The 20,265-nt window shown below is 58.6% G+C and carries 19 protein-coding genes; 4 read left to right on the top strand and 15 right to left on the bottom strand.

The window, feature by feature from the left end; genetic code table 11:
* Positions 1-226: 226 nt before the first annotated feature.
* The gene (locus HMPREF9241_RS00425; protein ID WP_006680290.1) at positions 227-1,546 is read left to right on the top strand and encodes a DUF4921 family protein; all 1,320 of its coding nucleotides are present in this window, start codon (positions 227-229) and stop codon (positions 1,544-1,546) included.
* Positions 1,547-1,549: 3 nt separating this feature from the next.
* On the opposite strand, the gene HMPREF9241_RS00430 is transcribed toward HMPREF9241_RS00425, so the two are convergent.
* Positions 1,550-2,728, bottom strand: a complete 1,179-nt coding sequence (locus HMPREF9241_RS00430; protein ID WP_006680291.1) for a type 2 periplasmic-binding domain-containing protein — start codon at positions 2,726-2,728, stop codon at positions 1,550-1,552.
* 152 nt (positions 2,729-2,880) lie between these two features.
* On the opposite strand from HMPREF9241_RS00430, the gene HMPREF9241_RS00435 reads away from it, so the two are divergent.
* Positions 2,881-3,138, top strand: coding sequence for a DUF4235 domain-containing protein (locus tag HMPREF9241_RS00435; protein WP_006680292.1), 258 nt, complete (start codon positions 2,881-2,883; stop codon positions 3,136-3,138).
* Between the two features lie 93 nt (positions 3,139-3,231).
* On the opposite strand, the gene HMPREF9241_RS00440 is transcribed toward HMPREF9241_RS00435, so the two are convergent.
* Positions 3,232-3,624: a sterol carrier family protein gene (locus HMPREF9241_RS00440; protein ID WP_040318326.1), complete on the bottom strand. Its 393-nt coding sequence runs from the start codon at positions 3,622-3,624 to the stop codon at positions 3,232-3,234.
* Positions 3,625-3,784: 160 nt separating this feature from the next.
* Between HMPREF9241_RS00440 and HMPREF9241_RS00445 the strand changes: the two genes are divergently transcribed.
* Positions 3,785-4,789 carry a hypothetical protein gene (locus HMPREF9241_RS00445; protein ID WP_006680294.1) on the top strand — a complete coding sequence of 335 codons (1,005 nt, stop codon included), beginning with the start codon at positions 3,785-3,787 and terminating at the stop codon, positions 4,787-4,789.
* 32 nt (positions 4,790-4,821) lie between these two features.
* Here the strand turns inward: HMPREF9241_RS00445 and HMPREF9241_RS00450 are convergent, their stop codons facing one another.
* The 13 genes from HMPREF9241_RS00450 to HMPREF9241_RS00510 form a co-directional block, all read right to left on the bottom strand.
* Entirely contained in the window at positions 4,822-5,625 is an 804-nt protein-coding gene (locus HMPREF9241_RS00450) for a CDP-alcohol phosphatidyltransferase family protein (protein WP_006680295.1), read from the bottom strand.
* A gap of 284 nt (positions 5,626-5,909) precedes the next feature.
* On the bottom strand, positions 5,910-8,282 hold the full coding sequence (gene purL / locus HMPREF9241_RS00455) for a phosphoribosylformylglycinamidine synthase subunit PurL (RefSeq protein ID WP_006680296.1): 2,373 nt from the start codon (positions 8,280-8,282) through the stop codon (positions 5,910-5,912).
* Between the two features lie 103 nt (positions 8,283-8,385).
* A complete protein-coding gene (gene purQ / locus HMPREF9241_RS00460) occupies positions 8,386-9,093 on the bottom strand; it encodes a phosphoribosylformylglycinamidine synthase subunit PurQ (RefSeq protein ID WP_006680297.1) in 708 nt (235 codons plus the stop codon).
* Positions 9,090-9,356 (bottom strand): phosphoribosylformylglycinamidine synthase subunit PurS, encoded by a 267-nt coding sequence (purS, locus tag HMPREF9241_RS00465; protein ID WP_006680298.1) that lies wholly within the window; start codon positions 9,354-9,356, stop codon positions 9,090-9,092. The genes purQ and purS overlap by 4 nt, the downstream gene beginning before the upstream one ends.
* Positions 9,357-9,431: 75 nt before the next feature.
* Positions 9,432-10,343, bottom strand: a complete 912-nt coding sequence (locus tag HMPREF9241_RS00470; protein ID WP_006680299.1) for a phosphoribosylaminoimidazolesuccinocarboxamide synthase — start codon at positions 10,341-10,343, stop codon at positions 9,432-9,434.
* Between the two features lie 25 nt (positions 10,344-10,368).
* On the bottom strand, positions 10,369-11,700 hold the full coding sequence (purD, locus tag HMPREF9241_RS00475) for a phosphoribosylamine--glycine ligase (protein WP_006680300.1): 1,332 nt from the start codon (positions 11,698-11,700) through the stop codon (positions 10,369-10,371).
* A gap of 123 nt (positions 11,701-11,823) precedes the next feature.
* Entirely contained in the window at positions 11,824-12,921 is a 1,098-nt protein-coding gene (locus HMPREF9241_RS08675) for a hypothetical protein (protein WP_006680301.1), read from the bottom strand.
* Complete coding sequence (locus HMPREF9241_RS00485) at positions 12,911-13,987, bottom strand: vWA domain-containing protein (protein WP_006680302.1); 1,077 nt, start codon at positions 13,985-13,987, stop codon at positions 12,911-12,913. The genes HMPREF9241_RS08675 and HMPREF9241_RS00485 overlap by 11 nt, the downstream gene beginning before the upstream one ends.
* A gap of 1 nt (position 13,988) precedes the next feature.
* The gene (locus HMPREF9241_RS00490; protein ID WP_006680303.1) at positions 13,989-15,008 is read right to left on the bottom strand and encodes a vWA domain-containing protein; all 1,020 of its coding nucleotides are present in this window, start codon (positions 15,006-15,008) and stop codon (positions 13,989-13,991) included.
* Positions 15,005-15,475 (bottom strand): hypothetical protein, encoded by a 471-nt coding sequence (locus HMPREF9241_RS00495; RefSeq protein WP_006680304.1) that lies wholly within the window; start codon positions 15,473-15,475, stop codon positions 15,005-15,007. Before HMPREF9241_RS00495 ends, HMPREF9241_RS00490 begins: the two co-directional genes overlap by 4 nt.
* Entirely contained in the window at positions 15,465-16,358 is an 894-nt protein-coding gene (locus HMPREF9241_RS00500; RefSeq protein ID WP_006680305.1) for a DUF58 domain-containing protein, read from the bottom strand. The genes HMPREF9241_RS00495 and HMPREF9241_RS00500 overlap by 11 nt, the downstream gene beginning before the upstream one ends.
* Positions 16,359-16,408: 50 nt before the next feature.
* Entirely contained in the window at positions 16,409-17,386 is a 978-nt protein-coding gene (locus tag HMPREF9241_RS00505; protein ID WP_424133813.1) for an AAA family ATPase, read from the bottom strand.
* Between the two features lie 170 nt (positions 17,387-17,556).
* A complete protein-coding gene (locus HMPREF9241_RS00510) occupies positions 17,557-19,392 on the bottom strand; it encodes a phosphoenolpyruvate carboxykinase (GTP) (protein WP_006680307.1) in 1,836 nt (611 codons plus the stop codon).
* Positions 19,393-19,632: 240 nt separating this feature from the next.
* Between HMPREF9241_RS00510 and HMPREF9241_RS00515 the strand changes: the two genes are divergently transcribed.
* Positions 19,633-20,265 (top strand): DUF47 domain-containing protein, encoded by a 633-nt coding sequence (locus tag HMPREF9241_RS00515; RefSeq protein WP_006680308.1) that lies wholly within the window; start codon positions 19,633-19,635, stop codon positions 20,263-20,265.

Below are 20,265 nucleotides of genomic sequence, written 5' to 3' on the forward strand. Positions count from 1 at the left end.
GCGAGAACCTTTCGAGGTTCTCGCCGATTGCGTTTTACCAGCCGAGCCCAAACAACCGCGCTTGTTCACCACCGGACCCGTACGTCCACTGGCCCGACACCAGTACTTGCGCCGGTCAGACCCCATTGCGTGTGTTGGGCATGATCGCACCCCCTGCCCGTATCGAATGCAAAGAATCGTTCACCGACTCTGGGAGAACGTGCATTTGGCAGGTAGAATTAACCCCATGGCAAAGGAGCTTTCTCGAACCGACCGTGCCATCGTGCGTTTAGCCGATGGCACGGTAAAGCAGCAGAACCTTCTCACCGGAACCGAGGTGTGGACCGTTCCTGGACGCGGTCACCGCCCGTTATCGGTTCCCCCAGCTCACCCAATGCCCATCGATCACGATCAGGATGGATGCCACTGCGCCTTCTGCGATCAGCGTTATCTTGAAACTCCGCCGGAAAAGTCCCGTTTGGTACGTGACCAGGCCGGAAACTGGAGTGAACTGACCGGACTTCCCGCTGACCAGCTTTCCACGACGACAGCGGAGTTCCGTCGCATCCCGAACCTGTTCGAAATCGTGTCCTACAACTACTGGCATCTGAACCACGGCCACGTTCCCAGCGAAGCTGAACACCGTCGCATGGCGGAATACTTGGCATCCTCCGAAGGCTACGACCATGTGATGCGCGTGGTGCACGCTCGCCTGTCGGCCTCAGGTGTCAGCGATGGCGAAATCGACGCAATGTCGGATTCTGACAAGCTACAACAGGCGAATGGCTTCTTCTCCGGTGGCCACGACCTGATCGTTGCCCGACGCCACTACATCGATGGCGCGAAGGACACAACGCAGCTTGCTGGTTCAGGCACAATGACTCCCGAAGAGCACTTCCAGTACACGGCGTTCACAACGCGCACGATGGCGGACCTGTACACCCTTGACCCGAATGTTCGCTACGTCGCTGCGTTCCAGAATTGGTTGAAGCCCGCGGGAGCCTCGTTCGACCACCTGCACAAGCAGTTGGTGGCGATCGACGACTTCTCGGTGCAGACGGAAGCCGAACTGAACCGCCTGCGCTCCCAGCCAGATATTTACGACGATATTCTGACCGTCGCCGCCACGCGCAAACTGCTGATTGCGCAGAACGACCATGCGATCGCGATGGCGGGCTTCGGACATCGTTTCCCAGGCGTCGCTATTTGGCCCCTGCATTCCCCGCGCAATCCGTGGGAAGCTTCCGAAGAGCAACTTCGCGCCGTTTCCGACCTGTTGCACGCGGTCCACGCTGCGACCGGCGCCGATGTTCCCTGCAACGAAGAGTGGTACCATCGTCCGCCCACGGTTCGCACGCTGATGCGGTGGAGGATCCTGCTCAAGTGGCGCATTTCGACGCTGGCAGGTTTCGAGGGCGGCACACGCATTTACCTCAACACACTTGACCCGTGGCACGTGGTCGACCGCTTGGTCCCACGCCTGGAGGAAATGCGTGCAGCAGGCACGATCGCTCCGATGAAGATCGGCGCGGAATGTCGCGTGGACCCGCAGATGCTGGCTGACTGACGTTCAGCCCGCGAGCGCGCTACTCCACTGGTCGAGCGCCCACGTCGCGGCATTGGAGGACGGCTCGTTGACGGTGATGGCATCGTCTTGAGGGGTCATAAACCAGCTGGCCGGAGTGTTTTCGCCGGCGCTTTCTTCCAGCGGGTAGACGACTCCGTCCTGCGCTAGCGCGTGTTGCCCGTCCCAGCTCAAGAGCCACGCGGCTAGGGAGCGGACACCGTCAAGCTGGGTGGTCTGCGCGGTGGGCGCAATGTACAGGTATCGGGTGACACAGCTGCTTCCCATTGCGACGCCCTGGGATTCGATGCCGGTGTTCGACGTTGTGCGAGCAAGTTCGCGCATGGAGCCGACCATGTAGGGCAGTCGTTTCGCGGGTGCGACGACCGTTTGGGCTCCACTGAGTTCTGTGGCGTCTTTTTGTGCTTCAACTCCGCCCGTGAGCGAGGTTCCTGTCCATGTGGCTAAGGCGGCCTCGTCGTTTTCGATCATCACCGAAGCGGCTTTGAGCGCGCCCACCCACTGGCCGAATCCTTCGCCGTAGGAGGTGGCGACGCCGTCGATGAACGCTCGCCCGATGTCGGATGACACGGGGTCGGGGACAATCAGCGAGGCCGCATCACCGGGATTGCGTAGCGTTTCGAGTCCACTTGGGAGGGCATATCCGTTGACGCTCATCCAGGCTTTGTCGATGAGGACGCACACGTCGTTGCGCCCGTACGCCAACGCCGAGGCGGTTGCGGCTACTTCGGTGCCCGGGGTTGGCGTCAGAGAGAAGAGTGCGTCCGTCGCCAGTTGTGCTGAAGAATTCACGAGGCTCGGCCTGTCGATTCCGAGCACTGCATCGATGTGCTGGCCATCGAGAGCGAAGGCGGAATCAATCACCTGTTGCGCGACGTCGTAGCCGGTTGCTTGGTGGAACGCCTCAATAACTGAGTCGGGAAGTTTTTCTGCCTGAGTGACACCGATGGTGATAGTGCCTGTTCCTTTGGACGGTTCGGGGGCGCCAAGGGTGGAGGCGTTCTCGGACTGCTGGCCGGATGTGGAGTCGGACGAGTGTGGAGATGAGCCGATCGGTCGCGAGAACGGGTCGGTTCCTGAGCCGATGGACGAAGAGCATGCGCTCAGCGCCATGCACATCACGACAATTGCGACGGATGTGGGCATTACGCGACGCAGGTTCACTTTAAGCTCCTCGGATCTGGATCCCAACACCCCAAGTCTACGGCTCGCGTGTGGAATCGTGGCACTCGGGTGCACTCTTCACGTGTCGTGGGGCATGATTGAAGCAGGAATTTACCGCACGTGGTGTGTTGTCGACAGAATTGGAGTGTCCCATGGAGGATTTCGGCTGGAAGATTGCAAGCGCTGGAGCGATGGCTCTTTCTGCTCTTGCCGCAGGAAAGGTCACTGAGCTCGGCTGGAAGCTGGTGACGGGACACGATATTCCGCGTGAAGACGATGACGAGGCCGCGATGGTGTCGCTGGTTCTCTTCGCCGCTACGTCGGCGGCGATCGTAGCGGTTGCTCAGCGTTATGCTCTGCGAGGCGCCAAGAAGTGGTACGGTCCGCGCGCTCCTCAGATTGAGGACTGACAGCTCTTTTTCAGACGCTGAATCTGAGCGCTTCGGCGTGATCACTCGGGCGTGGCTCTGGACTTGATGTCCCCTTTGACTCAGCCGTGATTGCTACAGCGCGGAGTCGCGATCAGCTTTCAACCCCGGAATAACGGGGAAGAACGTGGTCAGGTCAGTGCGCTCACCGGTCGCCTGAACGCGCCCATCCCCTGTTGCTTCGTCCCAGGTAATGATGCCTGTGGCCAGTTGTAACCACACCTGCATAGTCGTTTCGACGACTGCGGGTGGCGTCCCACGACGATGCGTTGTACCCGTAATAATCTGAACCGCGCCCGCAGGTGGGACACGCACCTCGACCGAACGGCCGGGGTGTAAAACTGCGAGTTCCTCAAGAGTGAAACGCACCGCTGTTAAAAGAATGGCACGTTTCGTTTCATCCCGCTCACGCATCCACGTGCGCAGAGCATTCATGCCCTGATCGGTTGGAATCTTCCGGTTAGCCATAGTGCAATCGTAGTCGCCCGGCATTTTCGGGGCTGAATGCGGGTAGACCCCTATATCTTTATTCGCTACTCTCAGACAGGCTAGACACGTAAAGTCGCTCATAGAGTGCCCATCGATGATGCGGGGCTAAAGCTTCGCTCCTCATTTATTAAGGAGATGCATGAACCAGGCAGGCTCTGTTGAGCGCCCAAGCGACGCTGAAAAGCCAGCAGGCACTATGCCTCCATGCGCCTCGTACACTCCTTCAGCTGTCGATAGACTCTTCATCCCCGCAAGTGTCGCCGATATTCCCGAGGCCTCGCGCTACTGCTGGGATGCCGACGTTCTGCTGGAACTGTCAGGCGCTGATCGTATTGGTGAAATCAGCGCACGTCGTACGCAGTTCTTCGATGACCTTGGCGATTTAGCCGATGAGGTAACAGACTCGTTCTTTTCCCTTGACTCCTGGGGACATGCGTTCGGTCACCGACTGCGTGAAGCTGTCGAACGGCGTCAGACGTTGTGGCTGGGAATCTTGCCCGCGCACCTGTTAGAGAAGCTCCGTACTTTTGCTGGCGACCCCGCGCTTGTTCGAGTTGCGGGCGTTCCGTTGGACGACGGATCTTTGCCGGTTGCTATCAACCCGATTGCTCTGATCAATCAGTGGAAGACGTCTGAGGTCACTCGCCGGTATCTGCAGCGTGTTCTTACGGGCGCGGATTCTCTCCGCGCGACGAGAACCGCCATCCATGCCTTGCGGGAGGCTGGCGTGGCTTTCCGTGACCGCTCATTCGCTATTCGAATGATGGTCAATCCGACGTTCTTGGCGTACCTGGTTGTGTTCGTCTACTCGTCACTGCGGGCACTACCGGTTGCTTTTGTTCCGGGGTTCCACGGGAAAGTCTGGGTTCTCTGGTCGATCGACATGATCACCGCTATTCCCTACACATGGGGCGTTCTGGCGATGGTTGCTGGTCGCACGTTCTTTAAACGCGTCATGGGGTTGATTGTCACTATCGTGACCTTCGTGTCCCCCTACGTGTATTTCTGGATGCACGGGCGTCACTATCCACCAATGGTGATCGTGTTCGTCGCCGCGATGATTATTGGCGCCATCGCGTTAGAAGGATTCCGCTGGTGGCGCGACCGCGTCGTGAAACGCACGCTTGTGAATTCGGTGAGTTAAAGCGTCACTCGGCTGATCTCACTGCCCTGAAGTCACTTCGCAGAAACGGCGGGCCCCTGATAGGTGCGCACGAACCCGGTGAAGAGGAACCACGCGGATGAAATCCAGAAGATGATGTTCGCCCACATCGGGATAGTGGGGAAGACTGCGACCATGAAACAGGTGACGGCAATCCAGATGACTGTGACGATGATGTTCGAGGTGCGGTTCTTCTCTACTCGCATCGGATGCGTGAAATAGAGGGGAACCAAGGTCAATACCGCCAGCATCAGCGTTGTCACGACGTTCATCCACGCCGGCGACTGGGTAATGTACATCGTCACGGCAACGATGTTCCAGGCTGCGGGGAAGCCGACGAAGTAGTTGTCGCTCGACTTTTCCCCATCGTTGGCGTAGCAGAACACCGAGGACACGGTTGCGACGATCGCCATCAGCATCGCAACCCACTTCGGACCAAACGGCAGGTAAAGGTACATGAATACTGCCGGCAGGAACGTCCACGTGATGTAGTCGATGATGTTATCCAGAACCGACCCGTCGAACCACGGGATCACTTGGCGTACGCAGGCTTTACGTGCACACGTGCCATCCACGCCGTCGACGATCATGGAGATGCCCAGCCATAGCCACATCAGTTTGATCTGACCTTCAACAAGCGCGACGGCCGCGAGGCAGGCAAAGACAAGGCCCGACATGGTCAGACCATGAACTGCCCAAGCTGCGATAACTCGTTTAATACCAGCGGGTCCACATTCGCCTGTTGTGGGAGTTGGGGCAGGTAATGAAGAATCATTGTGATCGGAATTCTCCGCCGTATTCGTCATACCAGTGGTCACGTCATGCTCCAGTCAGTCGTTTTTGGGATGAACTGGAACCAGTTTCACCCTTCACGTCGACAAAGTGTAGCGATCACGCCGGTGTTCAGGGAAGAATCAGGGCTACCCCCAAAACGAATCATAAGCAAGGCGAGACTCTCGTCTCTTTTCTCATTCATTCCTCGCGATGCTCACTGTCGGTGTTAGTCCGGGCACCATCGCATTAACGGTATACCAATACAACACAGACCCGGGGTGGGTGCGGTTTGTGCACCCACCCCGGGCCGTATGAGTTCAGTCGTATTTCAGAATCGGTCTCGCAGGGCAGCTTCTGACTGAGCGCGAAGGTCGTCCAGGTCGGCGATCCAACCAACAGACTCTCCCGAGTCAGCGAGCAGATCAGAGCCGTGAAGAACCAGCATGTCACCACCGGTCGTACCGATGCGAGCAAAGTCAATGCCTTCTGCCTGGCAGGCAGCGTAGACCGCGTCAAGTGCACCTTCAGGAACGGCGATGATCGCTCGTGCCTGCGACTCGGAGAAGAGCATGTCGAAGTCGCTCAGACCGTTCTGACCCTGTGCACCGGTCAGGTCGAAGGCACCGCCAATTCCGAAGCGGAGCACCGAATCAACGAGAGCCTGTGCCAAGCCACCGTTCGACAGGTCGTGTGCCGAGCGGATCAGCGGGCGACCATCCGGACCATCGGCCTCGGACAGGGCACGGACCACGTTGCCGAGGGCAACTTCAGCCTTCAGATCCACCTTCGGCGGGCGACCGCCCAGGTGATCGTGGCAGATACGTGCCCACGCGGAACCGTCGAGTTCCTCTTGAGTCTGGCCGAGCAGAATGACTGCCAGGCCTTCCTCGGTGAAGCCGGACGGGTTCGCGCGCGTCACGTCCTTCATGATGCCGAGCATACCCACAACCGGCGTCGGGTTAATCGACGAGGTCGGAAGGTTCTTCTCGGTACCGGATGAGTTGTAGAGTGACACGTTACCGCCGGTGACGGGCACGCCCAATTCGATGCAGCCGTCGGCCAGACCCGTCATTGCAGTAACCAGCTGCCACATGGCGTCGGTGTCTTCGGGGTTACCGAAATTGAGGCAGTCGGTAATCGCGACCGGTTCGGCACCAACGATGGCGACGTTTCGGTAGGATTCCGCGAGTGCTTGTAGCGCACCTTCACGAGGATCGAGCTTCGTATACCAGCCGTTTGCGTCGGTGGCCAGGGCAACGCCGAGACCGGTTTCTTCGTCGACGCGGATAACGCCGGCATCATCGGGCTGAGCAAGAGCGGTGTTGCCCTGCACGTAGCGGTCATACTGGTCGGTGACCCAAGCCTTAGAGGCTTGGTTAACGTTGGAGATCACCGCGTTGATATCCGCGAGCAGTTCTCCACCAGTTTCGGGACGCTTCAGGGATGCGGACGTGTTCGCCTGCAGTTCGTCCTGCCATGCTGGGCGGGCGTAGGGACGGTCGTAGACCGGGCCGTCATGGGCAACGGTCTTCGGGTCAACGTCGACGATGCGGTGTCCGAAGTGGTCGATGGTCAGGCGACCGTCACCGGTCAGCGTGCCAATGATCGACGCCTCGACGTCCCACTTGTTGATGATCTCGAAGAAACGTTCCTTATCTTCGGGGGTCACGATCGCCATCATGCGTTCCTGCGACTCGGACATCAGGATTTCGCCTGCGGTCAGGGTCGGGTCACGCAACAGCACGTTCTCAAGGTCGACGTGCATACCAGAATCGCCGTTAGAGGCCAGCTCGGAGGTGGCGCAGGAAATACCTGCGGCGCCGAGGTCCTGGATACCCTGAACGACGTCCGCTTTGAACAGGTCGAGGCAACATTCGATGAGGACCTTCTCCATGAAGGGGTCACCGACCTGCACGGAGGGACGCTTGGCGGGCATGCCGTCTTCGAAGGTTTCGGACGCCAGAATCGATGCGCCACCGATGCCGTCACCGCCGGTGCGCGCGCCGAAGAGGACAACCAGGTTGCCTTCACCGGTTGCGTTTGCCAGGTGAATGTCGTCGTGACGCAGGGTACCGACGCAGAGTGCATTGACCAGCGGGTTGCCCTGGTAGGACGGGTCAAATTCAGTTTCACCACCGATATTCGGCAGGCCGAGGCAGTTGCCGTAGCCACCCACGCCGGAAACCACACCGTGAACGACGCGCGGGGTATCCGGGTGGTCAACCGCGCCGAAACGTAGCTGATCCATGACGGCGACCGGGCGCGCGCCCATGGAGATAATGTCGCGGACAATACCGCCGACGCCGGTTGCAGCACCCTGGTAGGGCTCAACGAACGACGGATGGTTGTGCGACTCAACCTTAAAGGTAACCGCCCACCCGTTACCGATGTCGACGACGCCAGCGTTCTGCCCCATGCCGACCAACAGGTGGCGCTTCATTTCTTCGGTGGTGCGCTCGCCGAACTGCTCAGCGAGGTGCTTCTTCGATGACTTGTAGCTGCAGTGCTCTGACCACATGACGGAGTACATCGCCAGCTCAGCGTTCGTGGGGCGACGACCTAATATCTCGCAGATCTTGGCGTATTCGTCTTCCTTCAGGCCCAGTTCTTTCCAGGGCATATCTTTCGTGGGGGTTGCGGCCGCATCTTCTGTCGTATCCGGCAATTCCCGAGGATTCTCTGCTTTGACCTTCGCGGTCATACCTGCTCCATTCGTTACGCACGTTTCGGTTCGCGTCTATGAACGTTTCGTGAAAAATTCAGCGGGCGCGGCCTCGTATCTATTCACGAGGCCACACGTCGGATTACCCCACTAATCCCATCAGGGCGGACTGGAAGATCTTCAGGCCTTCGGTACCACCGTGTCCGGAGTGCACGCCATCCTTCGTGGCCAGCGGACCAAAGCCCGCTTCGGTCGCGTGTTCGGGGTGTGGCATCAGACCAACGACATTGCCCGCAGCATTTGTCACGCCAGCAATATCGTCCGCGGAACCATTCGGGTTCAGGCCGATGTAGCGGAAGACGATGTGGCCTTCACCTTCGAGACGCTCCAGCTCAGCCGGGGAGGCTTGGAAGTTGCCTTCACCGTTCTTCAGCGGAACCGTGAAGTGCTCGCCAGCGCTAAACGCACGTGTCCACGCGGTATCGGCGTTTTCGACGCGCAGTTCCTGGTCGCGGCAGAAGAACTTCTGATGATCGTTACGGATCAGAGCGCCGGGAAGCAGGTGCGCTTCGCAGAGAACCTGGAAGCCATTGCAGATGCCAAGAACGGGCATACCCTTACCGGCTGCCTCGACAATTTCACCCATCACGGGAGCAGTCGCAGCAATTGCGCCACACCGCAGGTAGTCGCCGTAGGAGAAACCACCGGGGATGACGACCGCGTCAACGCTGTGCAGGTCGGCATCCTTATGCCAGAGAGCGACGGGCTCGCCACCGGCAAGGCGGACGGCGCGCGCAGCATCCCGGTCATCCAAGGTGCCCGGGAAGGTAACAACACCAATGCGGGTCACTTGGTGGCCTCGCCTTCATCCAGCGCCTCGACGCGGACGACATCTTCGATGATCGGGTTCGACAGAACCTCTTCAGCTGCCTTGCGGGCATCCGCGAGAAGTTCCTCGGTGACCGGGCCGTCAACCGTCAGGTGGAAGCACTTGCCCTGGCGAACAGAAGCAAAGCTTGTGATTCCAAGCCTCGGAAGTGCAGATCCCACTGCCTTACCCTGGGGATCCAGGATTTCCGGCTTCGGCATCACTTCCACGATGATTCGCCCCACGGCGTCCTCCTATTGTGCGTGCGGAATTTCCGCGTGTTGGGTGACGGGCTTGACCCGCTTAATTGGTGGTGATGGTTATAGTGTCGGTTCTTCGCCGGTCAGGCGAACAAACGCTTCGATGTAACGGTCGCGAGTTGCGGTCACAACGGATTCTGGAAGGACGGGCGGATTTTCTCCCGACTTCTTGTCCCATCCGGATTCGGCGCTGGTCAGCCAGTCGCGAACGTACTGTTTATCGAAGCTCGGGGTGATCTGGCCGGGCTGCCACTGGTCGGCGGGCCAGAATCGCGAGGAATCAGGGGTCAGGATTTCGTCGCCCAGGACCAGGTTGCCTGTTGCGGGATCCAGCCCGAATTCAAACTTGGTGTCGGCGATGATGACACCGCGCTCGGCAGCGATTTCGCGAGCACCTTCATACAGGGCGATAGAAACGTCGCGCAGGCGAGACGCAAGTTCTTCGCCGACCATTTCAGCTGCGCGTCCGAAGGAAATGTTCTCGTCGTGATCGCCCAGTTCCGCCTTGGCAGCGGGAGTAAAGATCGGGGTTTCGAGGCGCGAGGCTTCAACCAGACCCTCGGGAAGAGCGATATCGCAAACGGTGCCCGACTCTTTGTATTCGACCAAGCCGGAACCCGTCAGGTATCCGCGAACGACGCACTCGATCGGAATCATATTCAGAGCCTTGGCAACCACTGATCGACCGACGAGGGGAGCCGGAACGCTCAAAGGATCTGTGGCATCAGTTTCAGCAGTGATGACATGGTTTTCAATCACGTCGCGTAGCTGTTCCATCCACCAGAGAGCAAGCTGGTTCAGCACCTTGCCCTTTCCGGGGATTTCCGACGGCAGAATGTAGTCGTAAGCGCTGATGCGGTCCGAGGTCACCAGAAGAAGACGGTCAGGTGTTTCCTGATCGGCGGGCGCGTAGATGTCACGCACCTTGCCGGAGGACACATGTTTCCATCCTGGAAGTTCCATAGCAGCCATTACGCGTCCTCCGTCTCTATTCAGTTCAGTTCTTAGCGTCTAGCTCGGCCGGCCAGGTTGCAATGTCTTTACGGTGATGCTCACCAGCGAAGCTGATCCAATCGACGCCCTCGTAGGCCTTGGCTCTGGCTTCTTCAACGGTTGCGCCGCGTCCCACGACGTCCAGCACACGCCCACCGGAATTCACCAGCATTTCGTCGGGTTCGAACCCGCAACACCCCAGTGCAACCTCCTCCGCCGAAGATGTGATCTCAAAACGAGTACCCGCGTGAATAACATGCACGCCGTCGATAGCTTCCGCGTCCTCAATGCCTGTGATTTCATGTCCGGTATCGGGTGTGTCCGGGTAGCCACCCGATGCCATCACAACCGTGACCACCGCATCCGGGGACCAGATGGGAGCAGGCAAATGAGCAAGCGTTCCAGTCGCCGCGGCGTAGAGCAGGTCAGCAAGTGACGAATCGAGGCGTTCAAGAACAACCTGCGTCTCAGGATCACCGAAGCGAACATTGAATTCGACGACGCGAATACCTTTCGACGTCATTGCCAGACCGCAGTAAAGCAGCCCCACGAACGGGGTTCCGCGACGAGCCATCTCGTCAACGGTCGGCTGAGCAACGGTCTTCACGACCTCGTCGACAACCGAGTCATCCAGCCACGGAAGCGGCGTGTACGCACCCATGCCACCCGTATTCGGACCGGAGTTTCCGTCGCCAACACGCTTGAAGTCTTGAGCGGGAACTAGCGGAACAACAGTCGTGCCATCGCTGACGCAGAACAGAGAGACCTCGGGGCCATCCAAGTATTCCTCAACCAAGACAACGCCATCTTCACGGTTCAGGCAGGTGGTTGCGTGAGCAAGCGCCACATTGCGATCATCAGTCACCACAACACCCTTGCCAGCGGCAAGCGCATCATCCTTCACCACGTAGGGAGCGCCGAATGCGTTGAACGCAGCCTCGACCTCTTCGGTCGTACGGCAGGTGAAAGCGCGAGCGGTCGGAACACCAGCTGCTTCCATGACCTCTTTAGCGAATGCCTTGGACGCCTCAAGTTGAGCAGCAACCTTCGACGGGCCAAAAACCGGGATACCTTCAGCGCGCACAGCGTCAGCGACGCCGGCGACAAGAGGAGCCTCAGGGCCAACAACAACCAGGTCCACTCCGCGACCCTTCGCGCGCACAGCGACATCATCCGGATTCAGCGGGTTAAATACAAGTGATTGCCCCAGTGGCTCAAGCCCCGGGTTACCCGCCTGAACAATCAGTTCAACCGGATCAGATGAAGATGCAGTACGTACGAGGTTTCGGGCGAGGGCGACCTCGCGCCCCCCATTTCCCACTAAGAGGACCTTCATGGCTTCAGCCTATCGATGTTTGCGAGCTGGCGCGACACTCGTCCAATTCCTCCCGACGTGGGACGTGCCACGAATCCACCTTCCGCGCCGCCCAGTTTCGTGATTGACGAGGCCGGATCCGACCTACCATGCGCCATTCGAATCGCCGGTCCGAGTGGTCGCAGACGAATCTTCATCAACGTCAGTGCTACGACGCAATCGACGTTCAATTTCTTGACGACGTTGCTCTTCTGGGGTCAATGGCTTCGATTCTTCATCGCCCTCCTGGTCCAACGAATCACCCTGCTGACTCTGTTCTTGACCGCCACCGGAAGAACTCTGGCCCGAAGAGTCGCTGCTCTGCGAATTATTCGACTTATCCGGCTTACCTTGTGCGCGCTGACGCTTATTCTTCAAGCGCTCGCGAGCCCTACTTGCCTGCTCAGATTGGGAAGATTCTTCCTGATCAGCAGATCCGTCACCCGACCCCTGGTCAGGCTGAGAGTCTCCGCCCTGCCGGTCGGCCTCGTTATCCGAAGACGAACCGGACTGCGACGAACTCGATTGGTCGGAATCGCCAGACTGACCGTGATCGCCACCTTGGCCCCCTCGGCCACCGGAGGACTGATCCTGCGGATCCGACGGGTCTTGCGGCCGGGAATCAAGAGTGCACGCAACAAGCATTTCATCCGCCTGCTGGTAATTCTGATCCGCTTCATCACCCTTGCCGGATTCTGTCGCCTGGTCGCCCAATACCTCGAGCGCAAGAGCAGTGTTAATACGCACCTGACACTCGTAAGAGAAGGCTTGAATGTGCCCCTCTTCGTCCTGTGTAGCCTTCGGGACGCCTTCAAGAGCAATCTGCAATTCGCTGAGTGCCTGACCTGCTTTGCCCTCTTTCAAAAGAGACGTGCCCACGTTGTAATGCGCCACCCATGACTCTGGCCCGTAGGTCGTCAACGTACGTTGCGTTGAATACTCGCCCGTTGCCTGGGTGTACTCGCCCGCCCGCCACTGGTCTCGCGTGTGATGAGACCAGACGGGAAGCCCCACAAGGAACGACGCAATCAGGCTAGCAACGACAATGAGGGGCGTAGACCTCAGGAGTCTGCGCAGATCTTCCTTTGTTCGCTCCCGCTTTGCCGGAACAGGCTGGCGTTCAGGATCACCAGCAGTACGCCCACCGAAGGGAAGCGCGACCTCGTACTTATTCGCCTTACGGGTGTTCTTATTAGATGGCACGAGCCCTCCTCATGTTTCGGGCTTTACCTGCAACGATCGCGGTTTCCCACTGAAGCATTCCGCCCAAGAACAGGGCAAACGGCCAAATCAGGTAGCGTGCTGCCTTCACTTGGGCTCGCTGAGTGGCCACTACCTGCGAGTTTTCATCGAGAGTCGACGCAACCTTGTTGATCTCGGCAGTTGCCGGCGAGTGAATGTACGTGAGCCCCGTTTGCTCGGCAATGTCTTTCAAGGCGCCCTCGTCAATGCGCGTAATCGCGATCGGAGAATCCGGCTTGGAACCATCGCGAATGTACTCATCTTCGACCATTTCACCTGCGTGATCGCCCGACTGAGAGGTTTCGGCGTATCCGCGCTCCTGCGCGTCACCGGTCAGGCGACGCACCTTCATCGGCCCGCCCTCTTTCGTGCCGTACCCGATGATCGCACCACCGTCGACGTATCGACTCATCAACCCCCACGAAGACGTACTCATGTCGTCGATGGGAGTCCAGACGTCTTCGTTCGAGCTTTCCCCGTCAGAGAAGACGAAGAGTCCACGGATTGCATCCGGATCTCGTTCTTCAGCGTCATTCAGCGCACTGAAAAGAGCTGAAGTCGGACGATTCGGCGTCGACCCGTGGGACGAGTCAGAAAGCTCCTGACGCAGGTTCGTCAGATAGCTGTCAGCAGCGCCCCGATCCGTCGTCAGAGGGAGAACCGTGCTGACATTCGAATCCCAGACCATGATCGTGATGCGAGCACCCGGCATTGCATCAAGGATGGTCTGAACGTCCTGTTTGACGCCCTCGATTCGAGGCCGATCACCATCCCAGTCTTCACCCGCCATCGATCCTGTCCGGTCGATGACAATCCACGCTTCGGCCGCCGAGCCAACGTCACTTGCCTTGCCAGGAATGGAGGGGCCCGCCATCATAAAGACCAACAGAGCAACGATCGTGGCACGTCTGGCGGCTTCACGTTTCGATGTGCGCGTGCCTCGCTTCAACCCAAGCAGAACCAGCGCGAATCCAACAAGCGCCACAAGAATGAAAGCTGTCAAAGAAAACACGGGACGGAAGAACATGTCAGAGCCTCCCGATTGCAAGCAGACCAAGGAACCCGATAATGCCAACAGCGGCAAGGCTGAGGACGCCAGCCGGCTTATCGATCTCAAGAACCTTCGCGTGCTCGGACAATTCGATGCTCTGCAGAGATTCGATTTCTTGGATGATCCCTTGGACGCTCGCAGCGTCGGAGGCGTCATAGAAGACACCGCCGTTGTCTTCGGTCAGCTCTTTCAGTTCTTCGCCCTCGGTAGTCAGCAGGTCACCATCGCCGGGATACAGGGTGGTCACCTGAACGTTCTGCTGATGAGCAAAATCAAACGCCTGAGCAAGCGTGTAAATCTGAGGACCGTTGATCTCGTTATCCGTGGCAAAAAGAATCAGGCGTGAACGGTCTTCGCCGGAGTGGTCAAAACTCAGCACACACGACGCCAAGCCATCGCCTGCAAGCGACGCGGCTTCTTCTTCATCATCAACGGTCGCTGCCGTGTAGTCGATCAGCTCCTGCGTGACATACACGCCGTCGGCACTTTCACCCAGGTAGCCTTCCTTCATGACCCGGCTCATCTCGTCGAGCTCAGACACCGCAAGGTCGTAGTCGTTCGTCAGCGGGAACTTCACCAAAGTGCGAGAATTCCACAGGTTCAGGCTGATTCTTTCGCCCGCAAAATGCTGGACAATCTGCGAAAAGGCAGCGCCGATATTCCCGTCGTAGGGGATCATTGACCCGGACGTATCCAGGCACAAAACAATGTCACGTGACGCCGTCTTCTCATCTTGGATCACGCGATCAATGGGGGCCCCGGCACTGAATGCCACGCCGACAACGCCCAAGCTTAAAAAGACAATCGCGCCCGCAAGCATGATGCGACTACGCCTAAGCAGACGTTTAAAGCCGGGCAACGTAGAGATATAGCCGGAGTGCGCCACCCAGCCTCGTGAATCATTCGCGATAGAGGACGAGGCCGCGCGCCTCCAGCCAACGACCAACGCGATCAGGGCGACTCCGATAACGAGAACAACGAAAAAGGCAAACTTCACTGATCGATCACCTTCAACGCTGACTCAAGAAGCGTCGACACCCACTTGCGTGTCGGTTGGCTGGAGAACGAGGGTTCGACGCAGCGCTCCATCAGACGCACGTACGCCGGCCACATCGGTACGAGCGCGCGAATCTCAGCGACTGTCGCAGACTCAAGATTGCGACCGGTCCGCTCGGTTCCTAGCGCGCGCATCAAGCCCGCAACCGCCAAGTGGACCTCGGATTCGTTCCACTCTCCGGCAGAGAAATTCGCTTCAATCTGCACAAGATTGTCACGGTATGCGCGACGTTGCTCAGCGCTCAGATCGCGCAGGCCCCGCGGACGATTAACATCCGACTTCCACCAGCGGACTAGGCACGCCACAATCCACGCGGCGATGACGAGGAACAGAATGAGACCGGCAACCCACATCCACTCGGGATACACGACCGGCTCGCGAACACCGTCCAGAATGTTACCTGACATGAGGCCCCCTTTCGAGGGCGCTCATCAAAGCACGTGGCACGTCCTTCGAGCCCGAAACCGACACTCGGATCACACCGCGATGATCCAGTAGGGATGCGACCTCTTGACGCCTGGCCGACACGATCAACTTTGCCTGGTCGGCCAACTGCGTGTCACCCAACAGGAAATCCGGCAACGGCCCCTGATCGACATCGATAATGCGAGTCCCCTTCGGCAAGTCCGTCGGATTCATATCATCTACAGACACCACGATCACCGCATGTTTGCGCGTCAGCTTCGCTAAAACTGCATCCGCCTGCGAGCCTGGCTCCGGCTGGACCGAATCCGTTGCCAGAACAATCAGGGACCTACGACGAATCGCAACACACGCTCGCTCAAGAAGCGCCGTCACATTCGACGCGGGTGTTTCAAGCGTGATCGTCGGGCTGAGCCGTCGCAGAAGCATCTCCGCGTAGGCATTACCTGAACGCGCCGGGGAAATCGTGATCTTCTGACTATCCCCTGAAATCGCACCCAACTGATCGCCACGCGCTACCGCCAACCATGCGATCGCCTCACAGGCACTGGCGACAACATCAATCTTCGGCTCGCCCGATGGAGCAAGCGCCCCCATCGAACGCCCCGTGTCGACCAGCAGGACAACCTGCAGGTTAGCCGTCGACTCATAGCGACGAATAATCGCCTGCCCTGTACGAGCGGTCGCAGCCCAATCAATATCCTGGACGTCATCGCCCGCATGATATTCGGCAAGATCAAGAAAATCCCAGCCACGGCCCGGACGCGCACCGGAATGCTGCCCATCCATGATGGACAGCAGTTTGCGCATGATCGGCAAGCGCGCACGCGACGACAACGCGTGGATCTCGCGACTACGAACAGGCATGACGGCGTATCAGCTTCCTAGAATTCGACCGAAATAACGTGAATCAGGGCTCACGGAACGGGGACAACGTTGAAGACAGCATCAATCAGGCCTTCAACCGACACATTGTCAGCCAACGCATCGAACGTGCGGATGATGCGGTGGCGGAGCACCGAATAACGCATGGCCTTCACGTCGTCAGGAACAACAAAATGACGACCTTCAAGGAGCGCAATGGCCTGAGCGGCACGCATCAGCGCAATACCACCACGCGGAGACGCACCCACGCGCACATGATGTGCCCACGCTGGCAACGGAACGGGCCCGGAACCGCGGGTCGTGTTCATCAAGTCTACGATGTAGCCCTTCAACGTGTCATGAATGAACACCTTCTGAACGGTGTCCTGCAATCCCACCAGCTCCTCGATCGAAATCGGGTCACCCGTTGAGGGTTTCGCCATCTGGCCAGACTCAATGCGGGTCAGGATCTCAAGTTCTTCGCGTGGCTGGGGGTATGTAATGACCTGCTTCAAAAGGAAGCGGTCCATCTGAGCCTCGGGAAGAACGTACGTGCCTTCTTCCTCGATCGGGTTCTGGGTGGCCATCACCATGAACGGCTGAGGAAGCGGATAGTTCACGCCACCAATCGTTGTCTGATATTCCGCCATTGCTTCAAGCATCGCGGACTGGGTTTTCGCGCTGGAACGGTTGATTTCGTCCATCAACACGAAGTTTGCGTGGACAGGACCAAGCTGAGTGGTCATTTCTGCGGTTGCCTGGTTCCAGATCTGCATACCGACGATGTCGTTAGGCATCAGGTCAGGTGTGCACTGGATTCGACGGAACGAACCGGAGACAGCGGAGGCAAGCGTTTGGGCGGCAGTCGTTTTCGCCAGGCCGGGGACGGACTCGATCAGGATGTGACCACGAGTCAGCAGACCCACCATCAGTGCACGCTTGAGGTCGTGCTGGCCGACAACTTTCGAAGAGAAAATGTCGGAGACTCGCCCTAAAAGCTCCCCAGCCTTTTCAAGTTCTTCAGCGGAAATAGTTGGTGCCACCGTTGGCCTCCCCACTCGATTGTGTGTATTTCTTAGGGCTAATGCCCAAATTTTATCGCAGGCCACCGAGAACACGGTTTGCATATAAAAGCCCGGTGGTCGGACCCATCGGGTCCGACCACCGGTATAGATCGCGTGCGCTAGAGCGCTACCTGAAATCAGGCGCGAGCTGCTGCGATGCGCTCACGGAACTTCGCGAGCTGCTCGGTGATCTCCTTGGGGAGCTTGTCACCGAACTGCTTGAAGTATTCCTCGGTGTCGTCCATCTCAGCGGTCCATGCGTCGAGATCGATCGCGAAGAGCTTGGCCCACACGGACTCGTCAATGTCGAGACCATCAAGGTTGAAGTCCTCGAACTTCGGGTAACGACCGGTGACACCGTCGATTGCCTCAACCTCGCCAGCGGCACGACGGACGATCCAGTCGAGGACGCGCGAATTGTCACCGTAGCCCGGCCACATGAACTTGCCGTTCTCGTCCTTGCGGAACCAGTTCACCTGGTAGACCTTCGGGAACTTGTCGCCAAGCTCTGCCTGCATCTCGAGCCAGTGACCCCAGTAGTCAGCCATGTGGTAGCCACAGAAGGGGAGCATTGCGAACGGGTCGTGACGGAGCGAGCCGGCCTTGACGTCGGTTGCTGCTGCGGTGACCTCGGAAGCAACGGATGCGCCGATGAAGACGCCGTGTGCTGCTTCGTACTGTTCTGCAACGAGCGGGACGTTGGTGGCGCGACGGCCACCGAAGAGGATGGCGTCAATGGCAACACCCTGAGGTGCTTCCCAGTCGGAGCAGATGATCGGGCACTGCGATGCCGGGACAGTGAAGCGGCTGTTCGGGTGAGCAGCCTTCTCGCCGGACTCGGGGGTCCAGTCGTTGCCGTGCCAGTCGATCAGGTGTGCCGGGACCTCGCCGTCGATGCCTTCCCACCACACATCGCCATCGTCGGTCAGTGCGACGTTGGTGAAGATGGAGTTGGCGCGCATGGTGTCCATAGCCATCGGGTTGGTGTCGTACGAGGTGCCCGGTGCAACACCGAAGAAGCCGGCTTCCGGGTTGATTGCGTACAGGCGACCATCCGGACCCGGGCGCATCCAGGCGATGTCGTCACCGACGGTCTCAACGGTGTAACCCGGGATGGTCGGCTGGAGCATAGCGAGGTTGGTCTTGCCACATGCTGACGGGAACGCAGCTGTGACGTGGAACTGCTGGCCGGTCTCGGTGCGGGTCAGGCGCAGGATGAGCATGTGTTCTGCCATCCAGCCATCGCGGCGAGCCATGGTCGAAGCGATACGGAGAGCAAAGCACTTCTTGCCGAGCAAGGCGTTGCCACCATAGCCGGAGCCGAAGGACCAGATTTCGTTGGTCTCGGGGAAGTGGGTGATGTACTTTTCGTCATTGCACGGCCAGTTGTCATCAACCTGGCCCTCTTCGAGCGGAACGCCCACGGAGTGAACGGCGGGAACCCAGGTTGCACCTTCAGCGATGAGGTCCATTGCAGCCGTGCCCATGCGGGTCATGATGCGCATGTTGCAGACAACGTAGGGGGAGTCGGTGATCTCGATGCCGAGCTGCGAGATCGGACCGCCCAGCGGGCCCATGGAGAAGGGGATCACGTACATCGTGCGGCCCTTCATGGAGCCGGTGAACTTCTCCTTGAGGATGGCCTTCATTTCGGTCGGGTCTGCCCAGTGGTTGGTCGGGCCGGCGTCCTCTTCCTTTTCGGAGCAGATGAACGTACGGGACTCGACACGTGCAACGTCAGAGGGCTTGGAGCGAGCAAGGAAGGAGTTCGGACGCTTCTCTTCGTTGAGCTTGGTGAACATGCCAGTCTCAACCATGAGAGAGGTCAGGCGATCCCACTCTTCCTGCGAACCATCGGCAAACTCGATGGCGTCAGGCGTCGTCAGCGCGGCGATCTTAGCAACCCATGCGAGAACGTCTTCTGGAGCGTTGGACGGAGCTGCTGCTCGCACATCCTGTTCGGTCACGGACATTTTGCCTCCTGAGGCTTTCGGTATTCCAGGGCGACGGGTGCGCCCCTGTTCTACGTGTTCCATAATCCCAGATAGTGGAGGAAAATGCGCGGGCGATAAGTCCCGTGAGCATGTGTGCAACACTTCACAAACGTGGCGCGTCGGTATCCGTTCGTCTTCCTTCATTCATCTGAACGCCTCGAGTGCCTTAATCTGTAAGTGCGTTTTGGAACGCATCCCCAATCCTCAGGAGGAAAAATCGTGGGACTTCGTAAGGCCGCTGACGGCCCGTCCTTCTTCGACCTGTATTCACAGCAGGCCGCGAACCTTGTTTCCGGCACGACGATTCTTTCGTCAATCCTTGACTCCTCACCGCAGGAACAGGTCGCAATGCGCGATCAACTGCACGAGGTCGAACACTCCGGTGATGAAATTAATCACCACATTTTGAACCTCATCAACCAGACTTTCATCACCCCCTTCGATCGTGAAGACCTTGGCGCCTTGGCCTCGTGCCTCGACGACTGCATGGACCTCATCGACGAGGCCGGCGACCTCTACGTCATGTACGGTCTGAACGACCTACCGGACTACGTACACTCGCTTCTACACGAGCAGGTCGATATCTTGACTCGTTGCGCAGCGCTGACGGCAGAGCAGATCCCCGGCCTCAAGTCCCCACTGGACATGCGCGACTTCTGGGTTGAGCTGAACCGCCTTGAGAACGAAGGTGACACGACCTACCGTCGCGCTCTCACTTCGATCTTCGATTCCGGCCTTGATCCGGTGACGATCATCAAGCTGAAGGACCTTGTTGAGGTCCTAGAATCGGCATCCGACGCATTCGAAGACCTCGCAAACTGCGTTGAAACGATTGCGGTGAAGGAGTCCTGA

Origin of the sequence: Schaalia turicensis ACS-279-V-Col4 (genome assembly GCF_000296505.1) — a bacterium.
In the GTDB taxonomy this organism is placed as follows: Bacteria; Actinomycetota; Actinomycetes; order Actinomycetales; family Actinomycetaceae; genus Pauljensenia; species Pauljensenia turicensis_A.

Bases quoted from the DNA above. Each gene is read 5' to 3' on its own strand.
- HMPREF9241_RS00425 (WP_006680290.1), top strand. From the start codon at position 227: ATGGCAAAGGAGCTTTCTCGAACCGACCGTGCCATCGTGCGTTTAGCC.
- HMPREF9241_RS00435 (WP_006680292.1), top strand. From the start codon at position 2,881: ATGGAGGATTTCGGCTGGAAGATTGCAAGCGCTGGAGCGATGGCTCTT.
- HMPREF9241_RS00440 (WP_040318326.1), bottom strand. From the start codon at position 3,624: ATGGCTAACCGGAAGATTCCAACCGATCAGGGCATGAATGCTCTGCGC.
- HMPREF9241_RS00445 (WP_006680294.1), top strand. From the start codon at position 3,785: ATGAACCAGGCAGGCTCTGTTGAGCGCCCAAGCGACGCTGAAAAGCCA.
- purL (WP_006680296.1), bottom strand. From the start codon at position 8,282: ATGACCGCGAAGGTCAAAGCAGAGAATCCTCGGGAATTGCCGGATACG.
- HMPREF9241_RS00470 (WP_006680299.1), bottom strand. From the start codon at position 10,343: ATGGCTGCTATGGAACTTCCAGGATGGAAACATGTGTCCTCCGGCAAG.
- purD (WP_006680300.1), bottom strand. From the start codon at position 11,700: ATGAAGGTCCTCTTAGTGGGAAATGGGGGGCGCGAGGTCGCCCTCGCC.
- HMPREF9241_RS00485 (WP_006680302.1), bottom strand. From the start codon at position 13,987: ATGTTCTTCCGTCCCGTGTTTTCTTTGACAGCTTTCATTCTTGTGGCG.
- HMPREF9241_RS00495 (WP_006680304.1), bottom strand. From the start codon at position 15,475: ATGTCAGGTAACATTCTGGACGGTGTTCGCGAGCCGGTCGTGTATCCC.
- HMPREF9241_RS00500 (WP_006680305.1), bottom strand. From the start codon at position 16,358: ATGCCTGTTCGTAGTCGCGAGATCCACGCGTTGTCGTCGCGTGCGCGC.
- HMPREF9241_RS00510 (WP_006680307.1), bottom strand. From the start codon at position 19,392: ATGTCCGTGACCGAACAGGATGTGCGAGCAGCAGCTCCGTCCAACGCT.